The organism is Raoultibacter massiliensis, assembly GCF_900199545.1.
Lineage (GTDB): Bacteria > Actinomycetota > Coriobacteriia > Coriobacteriales > Eggerthellaceae > Raoultibacter > Raoultibacter massiliensis.
The window spans coordinates 186,671-208,052 of record NZ_LT962670.1; the positions used below are offsets into that span (position 1 = coordinate 186,671).

Here is a 21,382-nt window from a genome sequence, read left to right on the forward strand (position 1 = left end):
GATGGAGATCTTTTCTGATCCGACAATGTTGGCAAGAATACAGTTTTACCTGACAGCCGGGTACCACTTCTTCTTTGTGCCGCTGTCCATCGGAATTGCATTGATCCTAGCCATCAACGAGACAAGGTACTTCCGGTCTCGCAGCGAAAAGGATGCTGCGGCGGCCAAGTTCTGGGTGAAGATTTTCACCGCGACGTTTGTGGTCGGCGTGGCCACAGGCATCACGATGGAATTCTCCTTCGGAACCAACTGGGCAGACTATGCCCGCTTCGTCGGCGATATCTTCGGTGCGCCGCTTGCGGCAGAAGCGCTTTTGGCCTTCTTCCTCGAGTCGGTGTTCCTCGGCGTGCTGCTGTTCGGCCGCGATAAGGTTTCGCCGAAGTTCTATCTGGTATCTTCGTGGCTCGTGTTCATCGGGTCGGCGCTCTCTGCGCTGTGGATCCTGATCGCGAATTCGTGGATGCAGACGCCTGCGGGTGCCGAGTTGAACGCCGATGGGACGCGTGCGGTTATCACCGATTTCTTCGCGGCAGCGTTCAATCCGTCGACGATTCCCCGCTATACGCACACGGTCGACGCGCTCATCATCATGGGGGCGTTTTTTGCCATTGCCGTTGCGGCGTACTACCTGCGCAAAGGCAAGCATACCGATTTCGCCATGAAGACGATGAAAATCGGCGCGGCGGTCGGCATCGTGTCGAGCTGCCTCATGCTTGCGTTCGCGCACTCTGCCGCCGTCGTGGTTGCCGAAGAGCAGCCCACCAAGCTTGCCATGATGGAGGGCATGTACGAATCGGAGGTTCCGCCGCTCTACGCGTTCGGTTGGGTCGACGAGGAGTCGGGCGAGGTGCTGACCCCGTTCTACATTCCCGGTGGCACGAGCTTCTTGGCTACGGGCACCTGGGACACCGAGTTTTTGGGGCTGAACGATCTCGCCGAGACCGAGCAATATGCTGACCTCGACGTCGATTCGCTGCCGGTGAACGCCGTGTTCCAGAGCTACCACATCATGGTTGCCATGTACGGCCTCATCATGGTGTGCGTGATCCTCGCACTTGTGTTCTCGTTCCGAAAGGGAAAAATCAGGAACATGCGCTGGCTGCAAACGCTGCTGCTCATCTCTCCGGTGTTCCCGTTCATCGCGATTCAAACGGGTTGGTTCACCACCGAAGTGGGACGTCAGCCGTGGGTTGTCTATCCGTCTGCGACGGGCCCCGACGGCATAAGTCTGCTCACGGCGAGCGGTGTATCGCAATCGGTTTCGTCGGTTGAGATACTGGTGACGCTGCTGCTGTTCGTGCTCGTGTACGCGTTTATCGCCGTGGCGTGGGTTCGCATCGTGATGCACTTCATCAAGCAGGGTCCCGTGCTGACTCCTGCGGGCGTCGGCATTCTCGGCGCTGAAGACGATTCCGATGCTGCGGCTGCAACGACGCAGGCTGGCGACGGCAAAGCTTCGAAGGCGAAAGGTGGTGAGTAGTCGTGGAAATGACATTCTTCCAAGTTCTCTGGTTCATTCTGATCTTCGTTCTCATCGGCGGCTACTTCGTGCTCGATGGCTTCGATCTGGGTGCGGGCGCCCTGTATCCGTTCGTCGCCAAAAACGATAAGGAAAAGGCGATCGTGCGCAGGAGCATCGGTCCTGTATGGGACGGCAACGAAGTTTGGCTCCTCACCGCGGGCGGCGCTCTATTCGCGGCGTTCGCTCCCGCGTACGCGACGACGTTCTCGGGTTTCTACCTGGCCATTATGCTTGTGCTATTCAGCCTGATCGTGCGTGCGGTTTCGGTTGAGTTCCGCGGATACGATCCGAAGTGGGGCGGTGTGTGGGACAAGCTGTTCTTCATCGGCTCGGCGCTTCCGTCGCTTTTGTTCGGCGTTGCGGTCGGCAACATCTACGCGGGTATTCCGATGAGCGCGAACGGCGACTACATCGGCATTCCGCTGCTCGGTCTTATCACGCCGTTCACGTTGCTCACGGGTCTGCTGGGGCTTTCGATGTTCCTCGCGCAGGGAGCCACGTGGCTCGCGCTCAAATCGCCGAAGCCCTCGGCGTTGCGCGACCGCGCGGTGAAGGCTGCCTTCCCGATTCAGATTGCGGCGCTCGCGCTGTTTGTGATCGTGTCGATCTACGGCCACTTCATCATCCAGCCTGCGATGGCTCCCGAGCTCACGGTGCTGCGCTTCCTGTTTGCGGCGATCGTGCTTGTCGGGATCGTCGGTTCCATGATCATGATGAGGAAGGGTTCCGATTTGTGGGCGTTTCTCTGCCAGTCGGTCGGCGCGTTCTTCCTCGTGGCTCTGCTTGCCGCATCGATGTTCCCGAACTTCGTGGTGGCATCGCCTGACAGCATCGGGCCTTCGATCACGCTCATGAGCGCAGCGGGTTCCGAGCTTGCTCTCATGTGGATGACCATCATCACGTGCGTCGGTCTGCCGCTCGTGCTCATCTACCATGTCATCATCTACCGCACGTTCCGCGGGCGCGTGAAGGACGAGGACCTGGGGCACTACTAGGGACGCAGCCGAAAGGCGATAGCGTTTCAGCATGGCTGACAAGTAGGAGCCGCCTTCGATTGGAGGCGGCTCCTCTGTCGTGCATGCTCAATACGACTTGCATCCGGTTGCATGGTTGGCGTCATTGCCATTTGGCGCTTTGCGCGGCTGTGTGCGCGAGCGTTTTAGCGCAAACCCACTATTTGACTTTGATGAGCACCATGGCGACAACGGCTACGATAGCCAAAGGCACGCAGAGCGCGACCGATGCCGTAAGCCATCCAAGGCTGCTCGAGAGTCCGCCGAACAGCGGGGAGCCGATAGTCGGCGCGAGGTTTTGGGAGATCTGCATGACGCTCATTCCCATGGCGATGGCAAGCGCTCCGCCACCCTTCTTCTCCATGATCTCGGGCGTCATCGGACGCGTGCCGGAAGCGACCAAGCCGCCCATCAATCCGAAGATGATGACGGAAACCCACACGAGCGTGAGGTTGTCCATGAAGGCGATGGCGAGCGTGCAGGCGCACAGTGCGAATGCTGCGACGACGAAGGGCTTGCGGCGACCGATCTTGTCGTAGACGATTCCCATGATGGGCATGATGCAGATGGTGAGAAGCGGCATGATGGACGTGATGGCGCCCGCTTCGGCGTTGGTCATGCCGATGCCTTGCTCGAGGTACATCGGATAAAAGTTCATGAACACACCGTTGCATACGAAGTTGAAGCAGAAGAACGCCAGGCAAAGCAGCCAGATCTCCTTGTTCTTGAGGAACTTGAGCCCGCGGATGAAGTATCCCTTCTCCTGCTCGACCTGCTCCACGGCGTCTTCGCTCGATCCGTTTTCGGGCATCTTGAATGCAAGCAGAACCACGACGAAGATGACTGCTGCTGCGATGACGCACATCCACCATGCGCCGCGCCAGCCGAACGCATCTGCAATCTGCGGGACGACCAGCATCGCTACCGTCGAACCGAGGGGCATCCACGTGCACCAGATAGCCAACGGCAGCGCGCGCCTGCGCTCGGGGAACCAAACCGAAATCGCGGTGGGGGCGGAAACTCCGATAAGTGCGATGCCGCATCCTTCGATCGCGCGGCTGAAATACAGAAGCGGAGCGGTTTCGGCAAACGCTCCGATGAGCGATCCGACGCCTACGCAAGCGATCGATGCTAGGATGGTTTTCTTGATACCCATTCTTCCGCACATCCAAGCGGCGGGAATCGCCAGGATGACGCCGCATACGGTGAGAGCCGACATGAGCCATCCGAACGAAGCCGGATCGAGGCTGAACGCATCCATCAAAGGCTTGGAAAGCGTCGTCACCTTGAACTGCGCCATAGGCGCGATAAAGCTTGCTAGAAAAACAATTAAGAGAATCAGCCACGCATATGGGCGAACCTTTTGTTCGCTTGTACCCCTCGTTTCCACAAGACACTCCTTTCAATGTTTCCCAAATCGCCTTTTGGCGCTTCGGTAAGCCAATGCTAGGTTGTGAACGGGGGCGTGTCTGTCCCACCTAGACCGCGATTTTGCGGTCGGCGACATGTCGTATCAAAGGTATTACAGCACCTACGAACTGGGGATATATTAGAATTTGCCGATTTGCGGGCGGGGTTATCGCTAATCCTGCCGCTGCTGCAGAAGCTTCTGCTCGATCTTTTCGACGTGGTCGAGCAGCTCTTGGTGGGTATTGACTTCCAGTTTCCGATAGATCCGGTACTTATGGGTCTTGGCGGTGTTTTCGGAGATGAAAAGGCTGTCTTTGATGAACTTCACGTTTCGCCCGTGGGCGAGCATCGCAAAGATCTCCTTTTCGCGTGGGGACAGCTTGTAGGTGGTTGCGATCAGCTCGCACGCTTGCTCCCAGCTGTTGCCGCTTCGGTCGGCTGGGTCGGGTTGCGCCATTGTCGACTCGGGTTTGAGCAGGTCCATTTCGAGAAGCGTGTTCGTGGCGTACGGAGCGATCGACAAAACGATGGTGTAGATGACGATCCAGCCGAAGAAGAGCACGAAAGGATGGGCGAGGTCGCCGCCCGCAAGCGCATACGCCGAGGCTATGCCCCATCCGACGCAGATTCCCGCTGACGGAGCGAGCAGTCCTGCGGAGAAGTGGCGGGGCGAAACCGTTTCCTGGTCCCGTCCGACTGCGATGATCAGACTCCAGTAGAAAGCGGCATAGTAAAAGAACATGCTCGACGCTATGCAGGTGGGGATGAACTTGTAGGCGTCGGGCAGGGTCGGTACAAGGAAGAAGCACAATGCGGTGATGGGAAAGTACAGTCGTTCGATGAGCGTGTTCGTGAGCGCGCGCTTGAGAACCATCGCGGTTGCAAGGAAAACGATTCCGCCGATAAAGCTGCCGCTTGCGGTGACCCCCAGCGTGCCCCACATGCCGAAATGGGCAATGCAGTAGCAGGTGAGCACGCTGAACGTGCCGCCGACTATAGTGGGCGAGAGGAATTTGGGCGCAAGGGTCTCAAATCCGCTTTCCTCATGCGGCGCCCCCGCACTGCCGTCTTGCCTGCCGTGCGCCGCTGCGAAGAAGAACACGAGCGAGACGACGAAGTAAACGCCTGGCAGGAAGGACCGAAGCGGATCGGGAGCAAAAAGTGCGAGCGCCCCGAACAGGGAGATGCACATGATCGCGCTGCCTACGGAGGCAAGCGATATCTTGCGGTTTCCCTCGTTGCGGTCTACGCGAGCCTGCAACGATCCTACCAGGGGAAAGAACAGCGCCTGCCCCAGCCCCCAAAGCGTCCACGCCGCAGCTTGCATGAGAAGGGAAGCTTGCAGGTCGAATGCAGATGCCGCCATGGCGGTAAGGAGTGGGACGGTCAACGCCGTCGAAAGGGCGATTCTTCCCCCCTCGCTTTTCGGGGATCGACGGAATTTCATGCGGACGGCTACAAGGTGAGTGCAGGCGAATACGAGCAGACCGCAGAAAGCGGGTAGAACGGTGAGCGTCGAGCCTACGGCGTCTTGAGTTTTCACGGGGAAGATCAGCGTAGTCACCAGAAACGAACTGTAGAGCATGAAGGATATCGTTGCCATCACGCCGAAAATGCTTTCCGGAATTGCATCGTCGGAGTAGCCGGAATCCGGTTTCTTCGCTTCGTCAGCCATCATTTCCCCCTATGTAGTACCAACGACATGACACGCAAATCGGTTTTTGCCATAGTTCGGCGACTGTGCGAGATCGCCGCCGGGACTATGGTTGAGCGCGTCGAGCGGATGGTTCTTTCGGGTCGGCGGTTCTTCGTAGCTGCCGAAGCATGACGAACTGGCTTGAGTGACATCGGACAGTGTAGCACCATCCGCGAGACTCGACGAGTGCAAGCAAGAACGTAGGAAAAAGGAGGAGTCTATGGGAGATGTGAGAAGCTATACCGATCCTGCAGATGTCGACCGTCATACATCGTGTACGACCGCCGGTCCGATGTTCGTTGACGTGAAAGACGGCAAGATCGTTCGCGTAGATCCGCTTTCGTTTGATCCTGAAGAGGTCGACTCTTGGGAGGTCAAGGTAAACGGCAAGTGCTATCGCCCGCCGCTTACGCTTCCGCTTCTGCCTTGGGGACAGGCGTACAAAGCGATGCAGTCAACCGAAACGCGCGTCAAGTATCCGATGAAGCGAAAAGATTGGGATCCCCATGGCGAGAGGAATTCCCAAAACCGCGGTATCACGGGATACGAGCGCATCAGCTGGGACGAGGCGTACGATCTTATCGTGGAGGAAATGAACCGCGTTCGCGCGACGAAGGGCCCTTCGGGCATCGGCTACTGCGACAGCGCTCACACCGAGTGGGGAAGCTTGCATTTCGTGTTCAGCGACGTGTACCGTTTCTGGCATATGGTGGGCGGTACGTTCATCGAGTTTACCCCGAACAGCTGGGAGGGGTGGGCTTGCGGAGCGCCGTTTTTGTGGGGCGACTGGCAAGGGCACGGTTTGCCGGCGGCTCCCGATTCGCTCCAAGACGTTTCCCGCAACAGCGAGCTCATCATCCTGTGGGGCAACGACCCGCTCATGCATAGCATCTACAGCGGCATCGACACGGCGCGCCTGTGGCAGTACTGGCGCGATCTCGGCAAGGAGATCGTCGTTGTGGAACCGTTCCTCAACGAGACGGGGCTGAACTACGCCGATAAGTGGATTCGGATATACCCCGGTACCGACGGTGCGATGGCTGCGGCTATCGCGTACACATGGATCACCGAAGGCTTGTATGACCAGGAGTATCTCGATACCCATGCGGTCGGGTTCGACGACGAGCATCTGCCTGACGGCATTCCCGACGGCAGTTCGTTCAAGGCGTACATCCTGGGCGAATGGGAAGACGGCATTCCGAAGACACCCGAATGGGCTTCCGAGATATGCGGTGTCGAACCGCGCGTAATCCGAGCTTTGGCACGGCAGTGGGGCACCAAGCCGACTTCCTTGTGGTGCATGCAGGGCGGCGCCTGCCGTCGCGAGTTCGCCCATGAGTTCACGCGTATGATGGGTGTTCTGCAGATCATGCAGGGGCTCGGCAAGCCCGGTGTCGGCGTGCAGGGAACGTGTCTGTCTATTTCGGGTCCCTACGATGGCGTGAACCAGATCGGTCCGACGGGATACGCCGACGGTGGCATGAACGTGGTGATGGAGAAGTACTATCCCAATCCCGTTCCGCAGAAGATAACCTTCCAGAAGTTCAACGACTGCATCAACAACGCTCCCCAGCATTGGCAGGGAGGCCATCAGGATAACTTCAACGCCGACATGTTCCTCGAGCAGATGGACTATCCGATGGCAGGTTGCGCCGAGGTCGAGTTCGTGTGGTTGCACGGCTCGACGCTGACCAACCCGCCCAACTATCAGCATCACATTGAAACCTATCGCAGCGAAAACATCAAGACGTTCGTCGTTGCAGCTCCGTGGTTCGATCGCGATTGCCGCTACGCCGATATCGTGTTGCCCATCACCACCGTGTTCGAGCGCCAGGACATCACCGAGCCCGCTTCCGTCGGCCAGTACGTTCCCCCGTCCTACGTTGGCCTTCGCAACGCGGTCTTTACGCAGAAATGCGTCGACCCCATCGGCGAGAGCAAGACTGACCTGCAAGTTTACACCGACGTGGCAACGCGTTTAGGGTTGGGTGACTACTACATCGAAGGGAATACCGAAGAAACGCTGCTGCGGAAGATGTTCGAGCGGACAAGCATTCCGCTGTCCTACGACGAGTTCAAGGAAAAGGGCTATTACGTGTGACCCCAGCCGGAAAACTACGCGGAGTGCAAACAGTTCCAGAAGTTCTACGAGGATCCTGAGAACAATCCTCTCGATACGCCTTCGGGTAAAGCCGAGATCTTCAGCATGCGCCTGTACGAACACTACAACAACAATTCGGAGATTCCTCCCGTGCCCCATTTCATCCCCGAGCGCGAGGGGCATCTTTCGGAGGATCTGAAGCAGGTCTATCCGCTGCAAATGCTCATGGCGCATCCGAAGTATCGCTTCCATGGGAAGTACAACGACATCGAATGGCTGCGCGAGAACTACAAAGTGTACGGACCGGACGGCTACGGGTACGAGCCCTGCTGGATGAACCCGATCGACGCAGAGGAGCGCGGGTTGTCCGATGGCGATATTGTGCTTTGCCGCAACGATCGCGGTCGTGTGCTGGCGGGCGTCCGCATCACGAAGCGCCTGATTCCCGGAGTCGCGTGGCTGTCCTACGGCGCCTGGCAGGATCCGTTGTCGGAAGACGTCCACTCGATTGACCGCGGCGGCGATGGGAACGTGCTTTCCAACAACGCCCCCATGTCGGTGCACCATGTCGGCGGAGCGTTCAACTCGGTGCTCTTCGAGGTTGAGAAAGCCGATCTCGATGCGTTGCAGGTGGAATATCCTGACGGATTCGCTGGCAAGTATCGCACGTGGAACAGGGAGGGGTAAGCCGATGAAAACGCTATTGATCAATGCGGAGAAATGCATCGATTGCCGCAATTGCCAGACGGCATGCAAAGACGAGCATTGCGATAATGATTGGAGTCCGATCGCTGCGATTCAAGCTCCGAAGCAGTACTGGATCAAAGTTCAAAATGTCGAAGCAGGAGACGGGTCGCGCGTGGAGATGCAGCGCACGCAGCTCGTGTGCCAGCATTGCGCCGACGCTCCCTGCATGAAGGTTGCCAAGGACGGTGCGGTTTACCGCCGCTCGGACGGGCTTATCATCATCGATCCCGAGAAGGCGCAGGGTCAGAAAGCCATTATGGAGGCATGCCCTTACCATGCGGTGTACTGGAACGTTGAGCTTGACATTCCCCAGAAGTGCACGATGTGCGCTCACCTGCGCGACATCGGTCGGGAGCCGCGTTGCGTGACCGCCTGTCCGACCGACGCGCTGAAGATCGTCGAGTCGGAAGACGTAGTTGATTCCACGCTTCTGCCGTCGCCTGTCGAGCATCTTCACCCTGAATACGGCACGAATCCGCAGGTCCTGTATCAGCAGCTGCCCCGGCCGTTCATTGCGGGGGAGACCTGCTCGCTTGATGGGAAGGAGTGCTTGTCCAACGTGAAAGTGACCGCGACCCATCAGATGCTCGGGCTTCGGTACTGCGACGTTACCGATGCGTTCGGCGAGTTCAAACTCAAGGGGCTTGAGCCTGGGTACTACACCGTGTCCTTCGAAAAGGACGGGTATGGCTACAAGGAGCTTTCGAACATGGACGCCTCCGAGTCGATCAACCTCGATACCGTTAAACTTACCGCGCTCGTCTAGGCGTAGCGTGAAGAAGAAAGGATAGGATGCCATGTGTTTTAGACCACCGACCGTTGAAACGGCAAGCCCTGTTTGCCCTGAATGCGGGCACGAGAACTTCATCGGCGTGACGATCTGCGCCCAATGCGGAGCTAATCTCGCTTCGGGTCCTGTAGGAACCCAGTCGGCGGAAAGCCGCGATTGGACGCCGGGTTTGGACTTCCAGCAAAACGCCGCTCCGATGGGGTCTCCGAAGCCGCCGAGCGCACCGACTGCCCCTGGGGCTCCTGCTGCTCCATCGGCACCGAAGCCGCCGAACGCTTTATAGCGATGCAGGCAGGGACGCGCGATCGCGTCCCTGCTTTTTGTTAGGGCTTTAGCCCGTCGGCCGCGCAAAGCGCGGACGATATCAACCACCCGCTATGCGGGTGCGCGACAGATGTTATACAAAATCACCTTCCTATACAATGGCGATTGTTCAGGTCGTCCAGCGAATTAGGAAGGTGATTAATTTGGCGCAACAGTCGCATAGCCTGTCGCACACGAAGTGGATGTGTAAGTATCACATCGTCTTCACTCCGAAGTATAGGCGCAAAATTATCTACAATCAATTGAGGACTAGCATTGGGAGCATACTCCGCACACTATGCGGATACAAAGGCGTTGAGATACTAGAAGGGCACCTCATGCCTGATCATGTTCACATGCTAGTGAGCATTCCGCCGAAGATAAGCGTCTCTAGTTTTATGGGGTATCTGAAGGGAAAGAGTTCCCTGATGATTTTCGACAAGCATGCCAATCTCAAGTACAAGTTCGGTAACAGGAAGTTTTGGGCCGAAGGTTACTACGTAAGCACGGTAGGTCTTAATGAGGCCGCTATTGCAAAATACATTCGCGAACAAGAAAAGCACGACATTGCACTCGACAAGTTAAGCGTTAAAGAATACGAAGACCCGTTCATCAAAGGACAAGGCAAGCTGCCACTTTAAGTGGCTTGTTGCGAGTCAAAAGCTATACGGCCTGAACACAAGTGAAGGCCAGCGTCTTTAGGCGCTGGCTGGTAATCCTTGGGGTTATACCCCTAGAGCAAACCACCCGTTTTCACGGGTGGTTCTGATTGTCGGAGCGTCGTCGGGTTTGCATCTCATCGAAAAAGCGGCAGCTTAATTGCAGGTGCGTATGCGAGCGGGCGATAATGGGGTTGAAGACGAGACGGATCATTCGCGAAGGCAGGCGCGCGTACGCAGGACGGACTCGGCAAGGAGTCGGCATGACGAAAAACGCAGCAAGCGAAACAACCTGATTGCGATGCGCTGTATCCGGTAACCGATCTGGCGGGTTTCTACGAGCGATACGGCTGGCGCTTTCTCGGTATGGTGCGGGGCGATGATGGCTGCCTCGAGCGCATGTACGCCTCTAACCCTGAGTTTTGAACCGTACATTTCCGAGCGTATTTTTCCTCGTCGTTCCCGAAAAACTGCTTTCTTCTGTTTTCTCGTCCGCCGCTTTTGATACTATGGCGTCCCTTATAATGACGAATATGCCGCAGGTGCCGAATGCATGCTGCGGGCGCGCCGCAGGAGTGCCGCGCATAGAAAGGACGACCCATGTTTCGAGAGATACGCAGGAGCAGGCAAGCTCTTCCCGTGGAAGAGGGGAGAGAGATCCTCCATCGCAACACGGCGGGGGTGTTGAGCCTGCACGATGAGCTCTATCCATACGGAGTGCCGATCAGCTACGTTTACGAGGAGAGCTCGCTCGCGCCAGGAGCGCTCTACGGCACTGTTTACTTCCACTGTGCAACCGCGGGCCATAAGCTCGAGGCTCTCGGCCGCAACGACCGCGTGTCGTTTTGCGTGATCGATCAGGACCACGTGCTTCCCGAGAAGTTCACGACCGAGTTTCGCAGCGTGATCGCGTTCGGCGTTGCCCGCGTTGTTTCCGATGACGACGAGAAGCGCCACGGACTCGAGCTGCTGGCAGAGAAATACAGTCCCGGCTACGATTCCGACGGTGAGATCAAAGGCGAATGGAACCACACGAGCGTAGTGGCGATCGACCTCGATTACTTCAGCACGAAAGAGGCGATCGAGCTCGTGCGCGCCCGCGAAGCGCAGCCCGAGGGCGCGGAAGGGTAGCGGCACGGCGGGTTTCCGCTTTGCGCGGCGGCCGATCTAAGTCGATCGTAAGGGGCTATCGAATCTGCTCGAAAGCCCCTTTCTCTTTTTCCCGCGAAACGTCGATTCGACGTATATCACCCGAATCGACGATGCGAACCAACCATTCGGAGGATTTTCCGACTCCTTTTTCTGCAGCACCATATCCCCAGACGAGAAAGCCGCACGTGATGTTTCGGATGCGTCGTCTTTCTTTAGGGAGCGTTTCGTTCGCTTCAGGCAGATGCAAGCGCATCGTCTGGTTCGGGCGGAGCAAAAACGGTATTGCGATGGGAGAAAGCATATGAAAAAGCAAGGACTTACTCGCCGTTCGTTTCTTGGGCTCGGTGCGACGGCGACGGTCGGTGCACTGGCGGCAACGACGATGAGCGCATGCGCGCCGCAGCCGACGAGCCAAGAAGCCCAAGAGGATGGGGTGGCGGCTCCGACAAGCCAACAAAGCGCTGCGCAGCGCAATCCGCAGGACGACTCGTACACCGCTTACACCACCGACTACTCGAATCTTTTCAGCCCGCTGACTGTGGGCGGTAAGACGCTCAAGAACCGCATCGTCAAGGCGGGCGCCACGTCTCGAACCGTTTCGACGGGCGCGGGTTTCTCCGACGATGTGAAGAACTACTACGGTTACATCGCCGAGGGCGGGACCGGCTTGATCTGGATGGATCCGTTCGTTGATTTCACAGGCAAGGCGCCAAGCGGCAATACACCGCTTGCGACCGATGAAGACGCCGCCTTGATAAAGGAGTTCACGGATTACGTGCATGAGCAGGGTGCGCTTATCGGCATGCAGCTCGTGGGCTTTTGGAACCAATGCTCTTGCGACGGCCCCATTACGGCTCCGTTCGAGAACTACCTCGCGACCCGCAAGATGATGAGCGTCGACGACATCCACGCGTTCCAGCAAGACTTCATCAATCGAAGCGTCATGCTGCAGAAAGCGGGATTCGACGGAGTCGAGCTCAACGCCGGGTGCGACCACACGTTTGCCTCGTTTCTCTCGCGGCACTGGAACACCCAGCGCGACGATGAGTACGGAGCGCAGAGCTTCGAGAACCGCGCCCGTATTCTCACCGAGCTCATCAAGGGCATCAAAGAAGCTTGCGGGTCCGACTTCCTTGTTGAAGTTCTCTATAACGGCATCGAAGAGAACGTCGAATACCTGGGCAACAGTGACGATTGCATGAAGGTCGCCGAGGCGATCGAGTTCGCGAAGCTGTTCGAGGAGGCGGGCGCCGACATGCTCGAGATTCGCTATGCGGCTATCGGCTACCATGGCGGCTTTTTCCCCGACACGTTGCACCTGTGCGAGCCGGGCAACACCGGCTACGGGACCGCTATCGATTTCAGCCGTCATTTCGAGGGCATGGTGAACGGATCATACGACGGTGCCTGCGCGCTGCTCGGTTTGGCGACCGAGATCAAGAAGGCTGTGAGCATTCCGGTTGGCACGGTCGGCAATATGGATCCGCGTCTTGCTCCCGATGTCATAGACAACGCGTTAGGCAACGGCGATATCGATTACATCGTGGTCAACCGTGCGCTCATGTGCGATCCGGAGCTTCCCAACAAGCTTGCGGAGGGTCGTCGCGACGAAGTCGCCCCTTGCAATCACTGCATTACCTGCCTGCAGGCGGTGCTTCCTCACCCTGTCACCGTAGGCTGTCGCTGCAACGCTACCTTCGGTCGCGTAAAGGATGGCGGTATCGAAACGAGCGCTCGTCCGGCACCTGCCGAGACTCCGAAAAACGTCATGGTCGTCGGCGGCGGACCTGCGGGTATGGAGGCTGCGCGCATTGCCGCCAGCCGCGGTCACTCCGTTACGCTCTATGAGGAGGATGGTTCGCTCAGCGGACGGATGACATTCGCCTCCGCAGTTAAGGGTCCTCATGAGAAGATCGCCGACTTCTGCGCGTATCTTGAACGCCAGCTCGAGGTTGCGGGCGTTACCGTCGAGAAGGGAACGAAGGTTGATCAGGCGCTGGTAGACGAAGTGAAGCCCGATGCCGTCATCGTCGCCGTCGGCGGAAACCGTCCCGAGCTTTCCATCAAGGGCGCTTCCGACAGCTCCTTGGTCATGAGCATCGAGGATGCAGGGGTCGCTTCGGATATCGCGGACGATGTTGTCATCATCGGCGACAACCACCATGCCATCGACATGTCTATCAACCTGGTCAACCAGGGAAAGCACGTGACCATCCTCTCGCCGCGCACCGAAGAGTTTTTCGATGTCGAGCATCCCTCGTGGATCAGGTACAGTCAGAAGGCTTGGCTCGAAAGCAAGGGCACCGAGATCTTCTACGAGTCGGAAATCGTGGGCATCACCGAGGAAGGGGTCGAGCTAAAGACCACCTATGGAACCACTAAAACCATCACCGCCGGCGCGATCGTTAACTGCCAGGCGATGGAGCCCAACACCGATCTTTTCGATGCGATCTCGAAGAGCTACGAAGCGTACAACGTGGGGGATTCGGCGGAATTCTCGACCATTGCCGAAGCCATCAGCGCAGGCAACCAGGCTGCACGCGCCGTATAATCTGACAATCGGCTATTTTTGCGAGAGCTGTGCGGTTGCTGTCATGCGGCTGTGCGGCTCTCGCGCTTATGCCGCCGATGCGCGTATTGCCTACTGGCTCCTGGAGCCGAAGATCAGGTTGATCATCTCGTCGCGGGTCTGGATCCCCATCTTCTTGTAGATGTGCTTCACGTGGGTTTTGACCGTGCTTGCTGAAATGAAGAGCGCGCGACCGATTCCCTCGTAGGTGCGCCCCTCGATCAGGTGCGTGAGGACTTCGCGTTCCCGCTTCGTCAGACCGAACGTGTCGCCGATGTTTTCGCTGATTGCCTCTGGGACGGGCAAAGCGGTTTCGCGGGAGTCGAGTATCTGATCCTTCGCAAGCACGACGACGTTCCATCCGATGTACAGCATGAGCACAACACCCAGAATACCGTCTACCGCTGTTGCGTCGACGGCGAATGAGACCATCTTCCCGATTGTTACCGCAACGCCGTAGACACCGAAACGCGCGAGAATTGCACTTGCAGAAGATACGCCGTTAACTTGGGAAATTGTAATTAACGCAGTGATCGAACACACCTCGAAAACCGCGAGGGCACAGTAGTAGACGAAGCTCAGGATCCAATCGAACGATCCGAGCTCGCTCGTGTCGCTGAGGAGGAGCGATGCGAGCAGAAGGAGAGTCGAGATTGGAAATGCTATCGCATAGAAGGTAGAGTAGGACTTCACGTCGCCCTTGCCGAATTTCGCAAAGAACACGATGAGAGAGAAGAGGAGCACGACGGCGATCACCGAGGTTGGCACCTCATAAGACAGCGCAGCGCTTTCTCCCCACGATAGCCCCACGCCGAAGCCCACGCATGCCATAGCGACGAGCGGCATCCAGAGCCTTGGTATGAATTCCCTGTTCAAAGGCTGAAACGGTTGAGTCTGATTCATATCGATCCGCCATATGTCGGATGGGGCGATGCGTGCGGCTCGGTACAGCATCAAAAGGCTGATTCCCATGATCGCGCAGAAGATCACTGCGGGAACAATCTTGCCGTATACTTCGACATACGATAGCGCGCGAACTACGGTGCTGATCACAAGTGCGCCCGCCATGGTTACCATCATCGTGGAGAAGTGCAGGCGCTCGTACATGCGCGTCCACATGAGCGCATAGAGGACGAACCCTGCTCCGAACAGCAGGCACGCACCGGTTTGAAATGCCGTAACGACCGATTCGTGCGCCGTCAGTCCCACGAAGTCGATCCCGATTCCTCCGAGAAGCAAGGCTGCTGTAACGATGCAGGTAAGAACGGTGGGTCGGAAGTCGAGCGATTTGGCGAAGTGCCTGACGATGATGTAGATGCCTACGGCAGCGGCAGCGATGGCGACCTGAATGAAGATAGGGTGGAACCTGCCAGCTTGTTCGACGGAGAAGAAAAGTCGGTTGAAGAAGAGATATGCATAATAATAGTATCCCGAAAAAAGCAAAAGCAACGGCATAGAAAGCCGTTTCCCCACTGCGGTCATCCCGGTGCCCCCTAAACAAGCAAGCGTATTGAGCGAATCTAAGGAATATATTACGTGCAGGTTCTTCTTGCAAGTACATCGGCAATGATGATCTTTGCCCGATGCCAAATTAACTAAGGGTTTTCGTGTAACCCTTAGTTAATCCTTGTACAAGTAAGGGTTAGCGTGCGAATTGTTCAAAATCAGCCGGCGACGAACCTCCCCTTGTCGATGATCAGCTCGTCGTCGAGGTAGAGCGTGGGGTTGAGGATGATGCCGTCGTAGTGGCAGTCGGCTTTGTTCGTGCCGCCGAACGAGGTGTTGGTGCCGAAAGCCACGTGCACCGTACCGTAGAGCTTCTCGTCTTCGAGGATGACGCCCGAGAGGATGGCTTCGTCGTTGGTGCCGATTCCGAGTTCGGCGACCACGCCATTTTCGGGGCGGGCGAACAGTATGCCCAGATCGTCGGCGTTTTCGCCTTCCATCGCAACCAGGCGCCCGTCCTCGATCGTGGCGGTAAGCGGGCTTTCGAGCTTGCCGACGCCGACCATCGACCCGTCGATGACCGTCGTGCCGCTACCTCCGCCTTCGACAGGTGCGATGTAGGCTTCGCCTGAGGGGAAGTTTCCGCTCGACCCTTTTTCCCGATACACGCCGGGGCTCGCAACGCCGCACCGTCCGCCGAGGTCGAGCGTGAGCACGTGACCGTCCTTCTCGATGCGGGCGCTCTTCGCGGCGGTAAGCTTTTCGGTCAGGTGCAGCGTGCGCGCTTCTACTTTCGTGTAGTCGGCGCAGGACGCTCCGGCGCGCAGCATGTCCATGGTTATACCGGGCATGGTTACCACGCGCGTTCCTGTAGCGGCGGCTTCAATGCGCGCATTGGTGTGCGTGATCGATTTCGCGGTGGGGCAGAGCGCCACGTCTGCCGCCTTCATTGCGGCGGCGACTGCGGCGGGCGGTTCCTGCCCGGCAACGTCGAGCTCGGGCATCTGCATGACGAGCGCGGTGCGGCCAAGCTCTCGGGCGGCGCGGTAGAACAGCTCGCCCACTTCGGCCGTGGGGTCGTCGGTGACTACGAGCAGGGTTTCGCCCTCCACTAAACACAGGCTGTCGAGGATGATTCGCTGTGCGCGTTCGATAAGTTCCATCAGCGGATTTCTTTCTTATGGCAGTAATAGCGAACAAATGTTTCACGTGAAACATTGCGGTTGCGGGTGCCGTGATCGGCGTTGGCGCAGGCGCCTCGTTCGCGCCTACAGCCGCCGATCACAACAGCTCTTTCGCCGCGTTGGCCAGAACCGCGCGCGGCAGCACGACGGACTTGCCGCTTGCCCGCTCGATCTCATGCGCCATGTCCATCGAATATCCGATGCAATCGAGCACGATCATCGCGGCATCGGTCTGCCCGATAGCTCGTGCGGCGTCGATGCGAGGCTTGGCGGGCCCGTAGGGGGACGCCGCATAGAGGTCGGGCTTTCGTCCGAGCAGTCGCTCCCAGTGGTTTCCGATTTCGGGAATCTGCGCTTCGTCGGGAACGACGACGGCGATCGTTTGCATCGTGCCGGTACCGGCCTTCGCGGCCTTCTTTGCGCCCGCGCCGCCTTCTTCCCCAACCGCGCGCTTTACCGCATCTGCCAGTACGTCGTTGGGGTGGATGAGCGGCACGTCGCAGGCAAACGGGTAGGAAAGGTTCGCCGTGCACAGCAGCACGACGGCACGCGCACCCCGCGAAACGACGCGGTTGATCGCCTGCTGCACGAGCGGCATGACCTTCGCTTGCGATACGACAACGCCGCTTTCGTCGCGCATGCGGGAAGCCAGCACGGCTTCGCCATCCCTAGGTGCGACCAGCGATACGTCGTCCAGCTCGTCGAGCGCCCCCGCTTCGACGATTGCAACATCCGATCCCAAAAGCGGTGCAAGATCGGCGGTCACATCGGTTCGGGGCGCCTGCCCGATTGTCACGAATCCGATAATGTCGCATCCCCGATTCTGAGTGGGGGCGGGGAATTCGGCGCTTGGCGCGTCGGTCGACTTGGCGGAAGGCATGGCGAACAACCTGCTTTACGCCATCTCGTCTTCCGCAGGCAGCGCACCCATCGTTTGCAGGGCGGCCATCGAACCGTAGCGCTTGCCGAACAGCTCGAACTCTTCCGCATCGAAAAACGAGCAGGATCCCTCGCCGAATGCCTTCGCCGCTTCGATCATGAACGTACCCGCTTCGTCGAGGTCGCTCAGATGCGTGGCGCCCGTTGCACAGCCGGGCACGGCGGTCTCGGTGGTGATGGCGACCCCCACGACGGGCGCATCGGTTGCGGTCGCGGGCTGCAGGACCGAGTTGAGGTGATATAGGCCGTTGCCGTATGGCGTGATGTCGGCCATGGAAAGCGCGAACACCTGGGGCTTGCGACCGGTCGCTATCTCCACCAGGTCGAGTAGATCTTCGCTGACGCGCAGGATGACGCCTTGCTTGACCGTGGGGGAGATGGCGAACCCGCGGTAGTTGGCGATGCGGTTGCCCTTGGTGGTGTCCACCACGAGGATGGCGTCGAGTTCTTCGGTGACCTCTTCTTTGTTGACGGCGGCGGTTGCTACGGGCGAGCCCATGAACGGCACGGGCTTGTGCGGCATCGTGGGGGCATGCGGGCACACGTGGGTCGAGATGAACACATCGCCTGCAAGAACGTCGCCCTTTGCGTGCATGTCGATGAGTTTCGCGGCGCAGGCAAGCGCAACGAGCGCGCCATCGCCATCGGACACGAAGCCGATCCTTTCGGGCCGAGCACCCAGACCGCCAAGCCGTCCAAGCAGGCCGATGGTGGGCGCATCGCCTCCCGTCGACTTTCCATGCGCGCCCGGTATGCGGATGCGCACCATATCGGTTTCGCCCTTTTCGCTTGAAAGGGCGTAGGTTTCCACGTTGCATGCGGGGTCGATATCTTCAAGGAACGCCTTAACCGTTTCGCCGCTCGCGGCGGGCGAATCGAGAAGTTCGTATAGGTTGAGCAGATGTTTGAGAAGCATCGGTCCTCCTTTGGCGTGCGTATCGGATCATCTCGCATGAAGACACTTGATTTTACCTCGTATTCCATCGATCTTCATTTGCTCTTCAGGTAAGGTTATATACAATCTCATTTTGCATACATTTGTCTGCGCAGACAGTATGAGTTTGAAAGGTGCGATGCATGAGAAGGATGATCGGTGTCAAGGAGATCGAGGACATGGCGCTCGGCGCAACGGTTCTCGGCGCCGGCGGGGGAGGAGACCCCTACGTCGGCAAGCTGATGGCCATCGAGGCCATCAGGCGCTACGGTGAAGTCGAGCTTATCACCCCCGATGAGGTTCCCGACGATGCCCTTGTTGCGGTTTCCCAGATGATGGGCGCTCCCACTATCATGGTCGAGAAGATCTGCAGCGGAGCCGAGCCAATGGCGACCTACGACGAACTCGTGAAGGAGCTCGGGCAGGAGCCCTACGCCATCTACGCCGTCGAAGCGGGCGGCGTGAACTCGACGATCCCGTTCATCCTGGCAGCCACTCGCCGCATTCCCGTAGTCGATTGCGACCTCATGGGCCGTGCGTTCCCCGAGCTGCAGATGACCACGCTCGGCATCAACGGCGTGAAAGGCCAACCTGCGGTGCTTGCCGATGAAAAGGGCAACACGGTGACCGTGCGCGGCATCGATGACAGGTGGCTCGAGCGCATCGCGCGCCAGGCGACTTCGGTCATGGGCGGTTACACCATCCTCGCGTCGTACCCTTGCACGGGCAAGCAGCTCAAAGATTTTTGCATTCCCAATACGCCGACGCTCTGCGAAGAGATCGGGCGCACGCTCCGCGAAGCGCGCGAGCAGCATGCCGATCCCATCGATGCCGTGCTCGATGTGACGAACGGGTTTCGGCTGTTCCGCGGCAAAGTGGTCGATGTCGAGCGCAAGACCGACGGCATGTTCGTGCGCGGCAAGGCGGTCGTCGACGGCCTCGACGAAGACAAGGGCTCGCGCATGGTGATCGAATTCCAAAACGAGAATCTCATCGCACTGCGCGATGAGAAGCCGGTAACGACGGCTCCCGACCTTATCATGTCGCTCGATATGGAGTCGGGCACGCCGGTGACGACCGAGGGCCTCAAGTACGGCGCCCGCGTCGTCGTGGTGGGCATGCCCTGCGCTCCGCAGTGGCGCACGCCCGAGGGGCTTGCCGTCGTAGGTCCGCGCGCCTTCGGCTACGACGTCGATTACATTCCCGTTGAAGAGCGCATGGCGAAAGGGGGGCGGGCGTAATGGCGAAGGCAACGCGTACCTGGCGTCTTGGAATCGACGTCGGCGGAACGAATACCGATGCGGTCATCATCGATGGCGATCTGAAGCTTGTCGCGGCAACGAAAAGCCCGACGACCGAAGACGTTATGGGCGGCATCAAGGCCGCCATGCACGAAGTGGTGGAACAGGTGGGCCCCGAGGCGGCGGAGAACATCGGATTCGCGATGCTCGGAACCACGCACTGCACGAACGCCATCGTCGAGCGCAAGCGCCTCAACAAAGTGGTGGCGTTGCGTATCGGCGCGCCTGCGACCACGGCCATCAGTTGCATGGCCGACTGGCCCGAAGAACTGAAAAACGCCATGGGCGTGCGCGATTTCATCGTGCACGGCGGCAACGAGTTCGACGGACGCGAAATCAGCGAGCTCGGCGAAGACGAGATTCGCGAGGTCGCCCGGACCGTGCGCGAAGAGGGATTCGAATCCATCGCGGTGACGAGCGTGTTCTCGCCGGTGTCCGATGCCCACGAGAAGCGGGCCGGTGCGATCCTGCGCGAGGAGCTCGGCGAGGATTTCCCGATCACGCTTTCGTCGGAAATCGGCTCGCTCGGATTTCTCGAGCGCGAAAACGCCTCGATCCTGAACGCGGCGCTCCATGATGTGGCGCAGACTACGGCCGAAAGCTTCGCGGCCGCACTCGATGCCGAGGGGCTCCACGACGTTGCGGTGTACCTCGGCCAGAACGACGGAACGCTCATGTCGGTCGATTACGCGAAGCGCTATCCCATCTTCACCATCGCCTGCGGACCAACGAATTCCATCCGCGGCGCATCCTTCCTGACGAAGGAAAAGGATGCAGTCGTGGTCGACATCGGCGGTACCACCACCGATGTGGGCGTGCTCGCCCACGGCTTCCCGCGCGAAAGCATGGTGGCGGTCGAGATCGGCGACGTGCGCACGAACTTCCGCATGCCCGACCTTGTGTCGGTGGGGCTCGGCGGCGGCTCTATCGTGCGCAAGCTCGACGATGGTCGCGTGACGGTCGGTCCCGATAGCGTAGGCTACAAGGTGACCGAAGAGGCGCTGTGCTTCGGCGGCGACACGCTGACGGCAACCGATATCGTCGTTGCGAAGGGCTTGGCCGCGGGCGTCGGCGACCCGTCGCTTGTGGCGGATCTCGATACGGGGCTTGTCGAGGCGGCGTACAAGGAGATCACCCGCATCATCGAGGATGCGGTCGATGCCATGAAGACGTCGGCGGGCGATGTGACGGTGATACTTGTGGGCGGAGGCTCCATCCTCGCGCCGAGCAAGCTCGAAGGCGCAGACCCGGTGCTCAGGCCCGAGAACTTCGGCGTTGCAAACGCAATCGGTTCTGCGATCGCCCAGGTATCCGGACAGATCGCCAAAGTGTTCTCGCTAACCGAAACGCCCCGCGACGAGGCTATTTCCCAATCGAAGGAAAAAGCGATGGCCGAAGCGATCGAGGCGGGCGCCGACCCCGATACGGTCGAGGTCATCGATGTGGAGGATATTCCGATGGCGTATCTGGGCGATGCGCTGTGCATCCGCGTGAAGGCCGTCGGAGATTTGATGCTGTAGACCCATGCGGCCTACGATGCGGCAGGCGAAGCTCGCGAGGGTGTCTCGGTACGGGGTGCCCTCGCCGGTTGGAAGAAACGGGTGCGGCCAAGCGCC

The 21,382-nt window shown here is 58.8% G+C and carries 17 protein-coding genes; 11 read left to right on the top strand and 6 right to left on the bottom strand.

Annotated elements, in window-relative coordinates:
- Position 1: 1 nt before the first annotated feature.
- Both C1719_RS00820 and cydB read left to right on the top strand, forming a co-directional pair.
- A complete protein-coding gene (locus C1719_RS00820; protein ID WP_102373369.1) occupies positions 2-1,480 on the top strand; it encodes a cytochrome ubiquinol oxidase subunit I in 1,479 nt (492 codons plus the stop codon).
- A gap of 8 nt (positions 1,481-1,488) precedes the next feature.
- Positions 1,489-2,517, top strand: a complete 1,029-nt coding sequence (gene cydB / locus C1719_RS00825) for a cytochrome d ubiquinol oxidase subunit II (RefSeq protein ID WP_180963464.1) — start codon at positions 1,489-1,491, stop codon at positions 2,515-2,517.
- Positions 2,518-2,695: 178 nt separating this feature from the next.
- Here cydB and C1719_RS00830 read toward each other — a convergent pair whose 3' ends face one another.
- Entirely contained in the window at positions 2,696-3,925 is a 1,230-nt protein-coding gene (locus C1719_RS00830; RefSeq protein WP_146007813.1) for an MFS transporter, read from the bottom strand.
- A 192-nt stretch (positions 3,926-4,117) separates the two neighbouring features.
- Complete coding sequence (locus C1719_RS00835) at positions 4,118-5,620, bottom strand: helix-turn-helix transcriptional regulator (RefSeq protein WP_180963400.1); 1,503 nt, start codon at positions 5,618-5,620, stop codon at positions 4,118-4,120.
- A gap of 241 nt (positions 5,621-5,861) precedes the next feature.
- Here C1719_RS00835 and C1719_RS00840 point away from each other — a divergent pair, with 241 nt between their 5' ends.
- The 7 genes from C1719_RS00840 to C1719_RS00875 all read left to right on the top strand — a co-directional run bounded on the left by C1719_RS00840 (position 5,862) and on the right by C1719_RS00875 (position 13,944).
- Positions 5,862-7,742, top strand: coding sequence for a molybdopterin-dependent oxidoreductase (locus tag C1719_RS00840; protein ID WP_102373373.1), 1,881 nt, complete (start codon positions 5,862-5,864; stop codon positions 7,740-7,742).
- Between the two features lie 105 nt (positions 7,743-7,847).
- On the top strand, positions 7,848-8,429 hold the full coding sequence (locus tag C1719_RS00845) for a molybdopterin dinucleotide binding domain-containing protein (protein WP_102373374.1): 582 nt from the start codon (positions 7,848-7,850) through the stop codon (positions 8,427-8,429).
- Between the two features lie 4 nt (positions 8,430-8,433).
- Positions 8,434-9,255: a 4Fe-4S dicluster domain-containing protein gene (locus C1719_RS00850; protein WP_180963401.1), complete on the top strand. Its 822-nt coding sequence runs from the start codon at positions 8,434-8,436 to the stop codon at positions 9,253-9,255.
- A gap of 31 nt (positions 9,256-9,286) precedes the next feature.
- Positions 9,287-9,562, top strand: a complete 276-nt coding sequence (locus C1719_RS15495; RefSeq protein ID WP_146007814.1) for a hypothetical protein — start codon at positions 9,287-9,289, stop codon at positions 9,560-9,562.
- Between the two features lie 139 nt (positions 9,563-9,701).
- On the top strand, positions 9,702-10,223 hold the full coding sequence (gene tnpA / locus C1719_RS00855; RefSeq protein WP_180963402.1) for an IS200/IS605 family transposase: 522 nt from the start codon (positions 9,702-9,704) through the stop codon (positions 10,221-10,223).
- Positions 10,224-10,841: 618 nt separating this feature from the next.
- Positions 10,842-11,372, top strand: coding sequence for a pyridoxamine 5'-phosphate oxidase family protein (locus C1719_RS00865; RefSeq protein ID WP_102373377.1), 531 nt, complete (start codon positions 10,842-10,844; stop codon positions 11,370-11,372).
- A 322-nt stretch (positions 11,373-11,694) separates the two neighbouring features.
- Positions 11,695-13,944 carry an oxidoreductase gene (locus C1719_RS00875; protein WP_180963403.1) on the top strand — a complete coding sequence of 750 codons (2,250 nt, stop codon included), beginning with the start codon at positions 11,695-11,697 and terminating at the stop codon, positions 13,942-13,944.
- Positions 13,945-14,034: 90 nt separating this feature from the next.
- On the opposite strand, the gene C1719_RS00880 is transcribed toward C1719_RS00875, so the two are convergent.
- The 4 genes from C1719_RS00880 to C1719_RS00895 form a co-directional block, all read right to left on the bottom strand.
- Positions 14,035-15,444 carry a response regulator transcription factor gene (locus C1719_RS00880; RefSeq protein ID WP_102373380.1) on the bottom strand — a complete coding sequence of 470 codons (1,410 nt, stop codon included), beginning with the start codon at positions 15,442-15,444 and terminating at the stop codon, positions 14,035-14,037.
- A gap of 182 nt (positions 15,445-15,626) precedes the next feature.
- Positions 15,627-16,571: an aminopeptidase gene (locus C1719_RS00885; protein ID WP_102373381.1), complete on the bottom strand. Its 945-nt coding sequence runs from the start codon at positions 16,569-16,571 to the stop codon at positions 15,627-15,629.
- Positions 16,572-16,689: 118 nt separating this feature from the next.
- Positions 16,690-17,472: an AroM family protein gene (locus tag C1719_RS00890; RefSeq protein WP_102373382.1), complete on the bottom strand. Its 783-nt coding sequence runs from the start codon at positions 17,470-17,472 to the stop codon at positions 16,690-16,692.
- Positions 17,473-17,487: 15 nt separating this feature from the next.
- Positions 17,488-18,447, bottom strand: a complete 960-nt coding sequence (locus C1719_RS00895; RefSeq protein ID WP_102373383.1) for a DUF1177 domain-containing protein — start codon at positions 18,445-18,447, stop codon at positions 17,488-17,490.
- Between the two features lie 161 nt (positions 18,448-18,608).
- Between C1719_RS00895 and C1719_RS00900 the strand changes: the two genes are divergently transcribed.
- Positions 18,609-19,706 (top strand): S-methyl thiohydantoin desulfurase family protein, encoded by a 1,098-nt coding sequence (locus C1719_RS00900; protein ID WP_102373384.1) that lies wholly within the window; start codon positions 18,609-18,611, stop codon positions 19,704-19,706.
- On the top strand, positions 19,706-21,286 hold the full coding sequence (locus C1719_RS00905) for a hydantoinase/oxoprolinase N-terminal domain-containing protein (RefSeq protein ID WP_102373385.1): 1,581 nt from the start codon (positions 19,706-19,708) through the stop codon (positions 21,284-21,286). Before C1719_RS00900 ends, C1719_RS00905 begins: the two co-directional genes overlap by 1 nt.
- Positions 21,287-21,382: the final 96 nt, after the last annotated feature.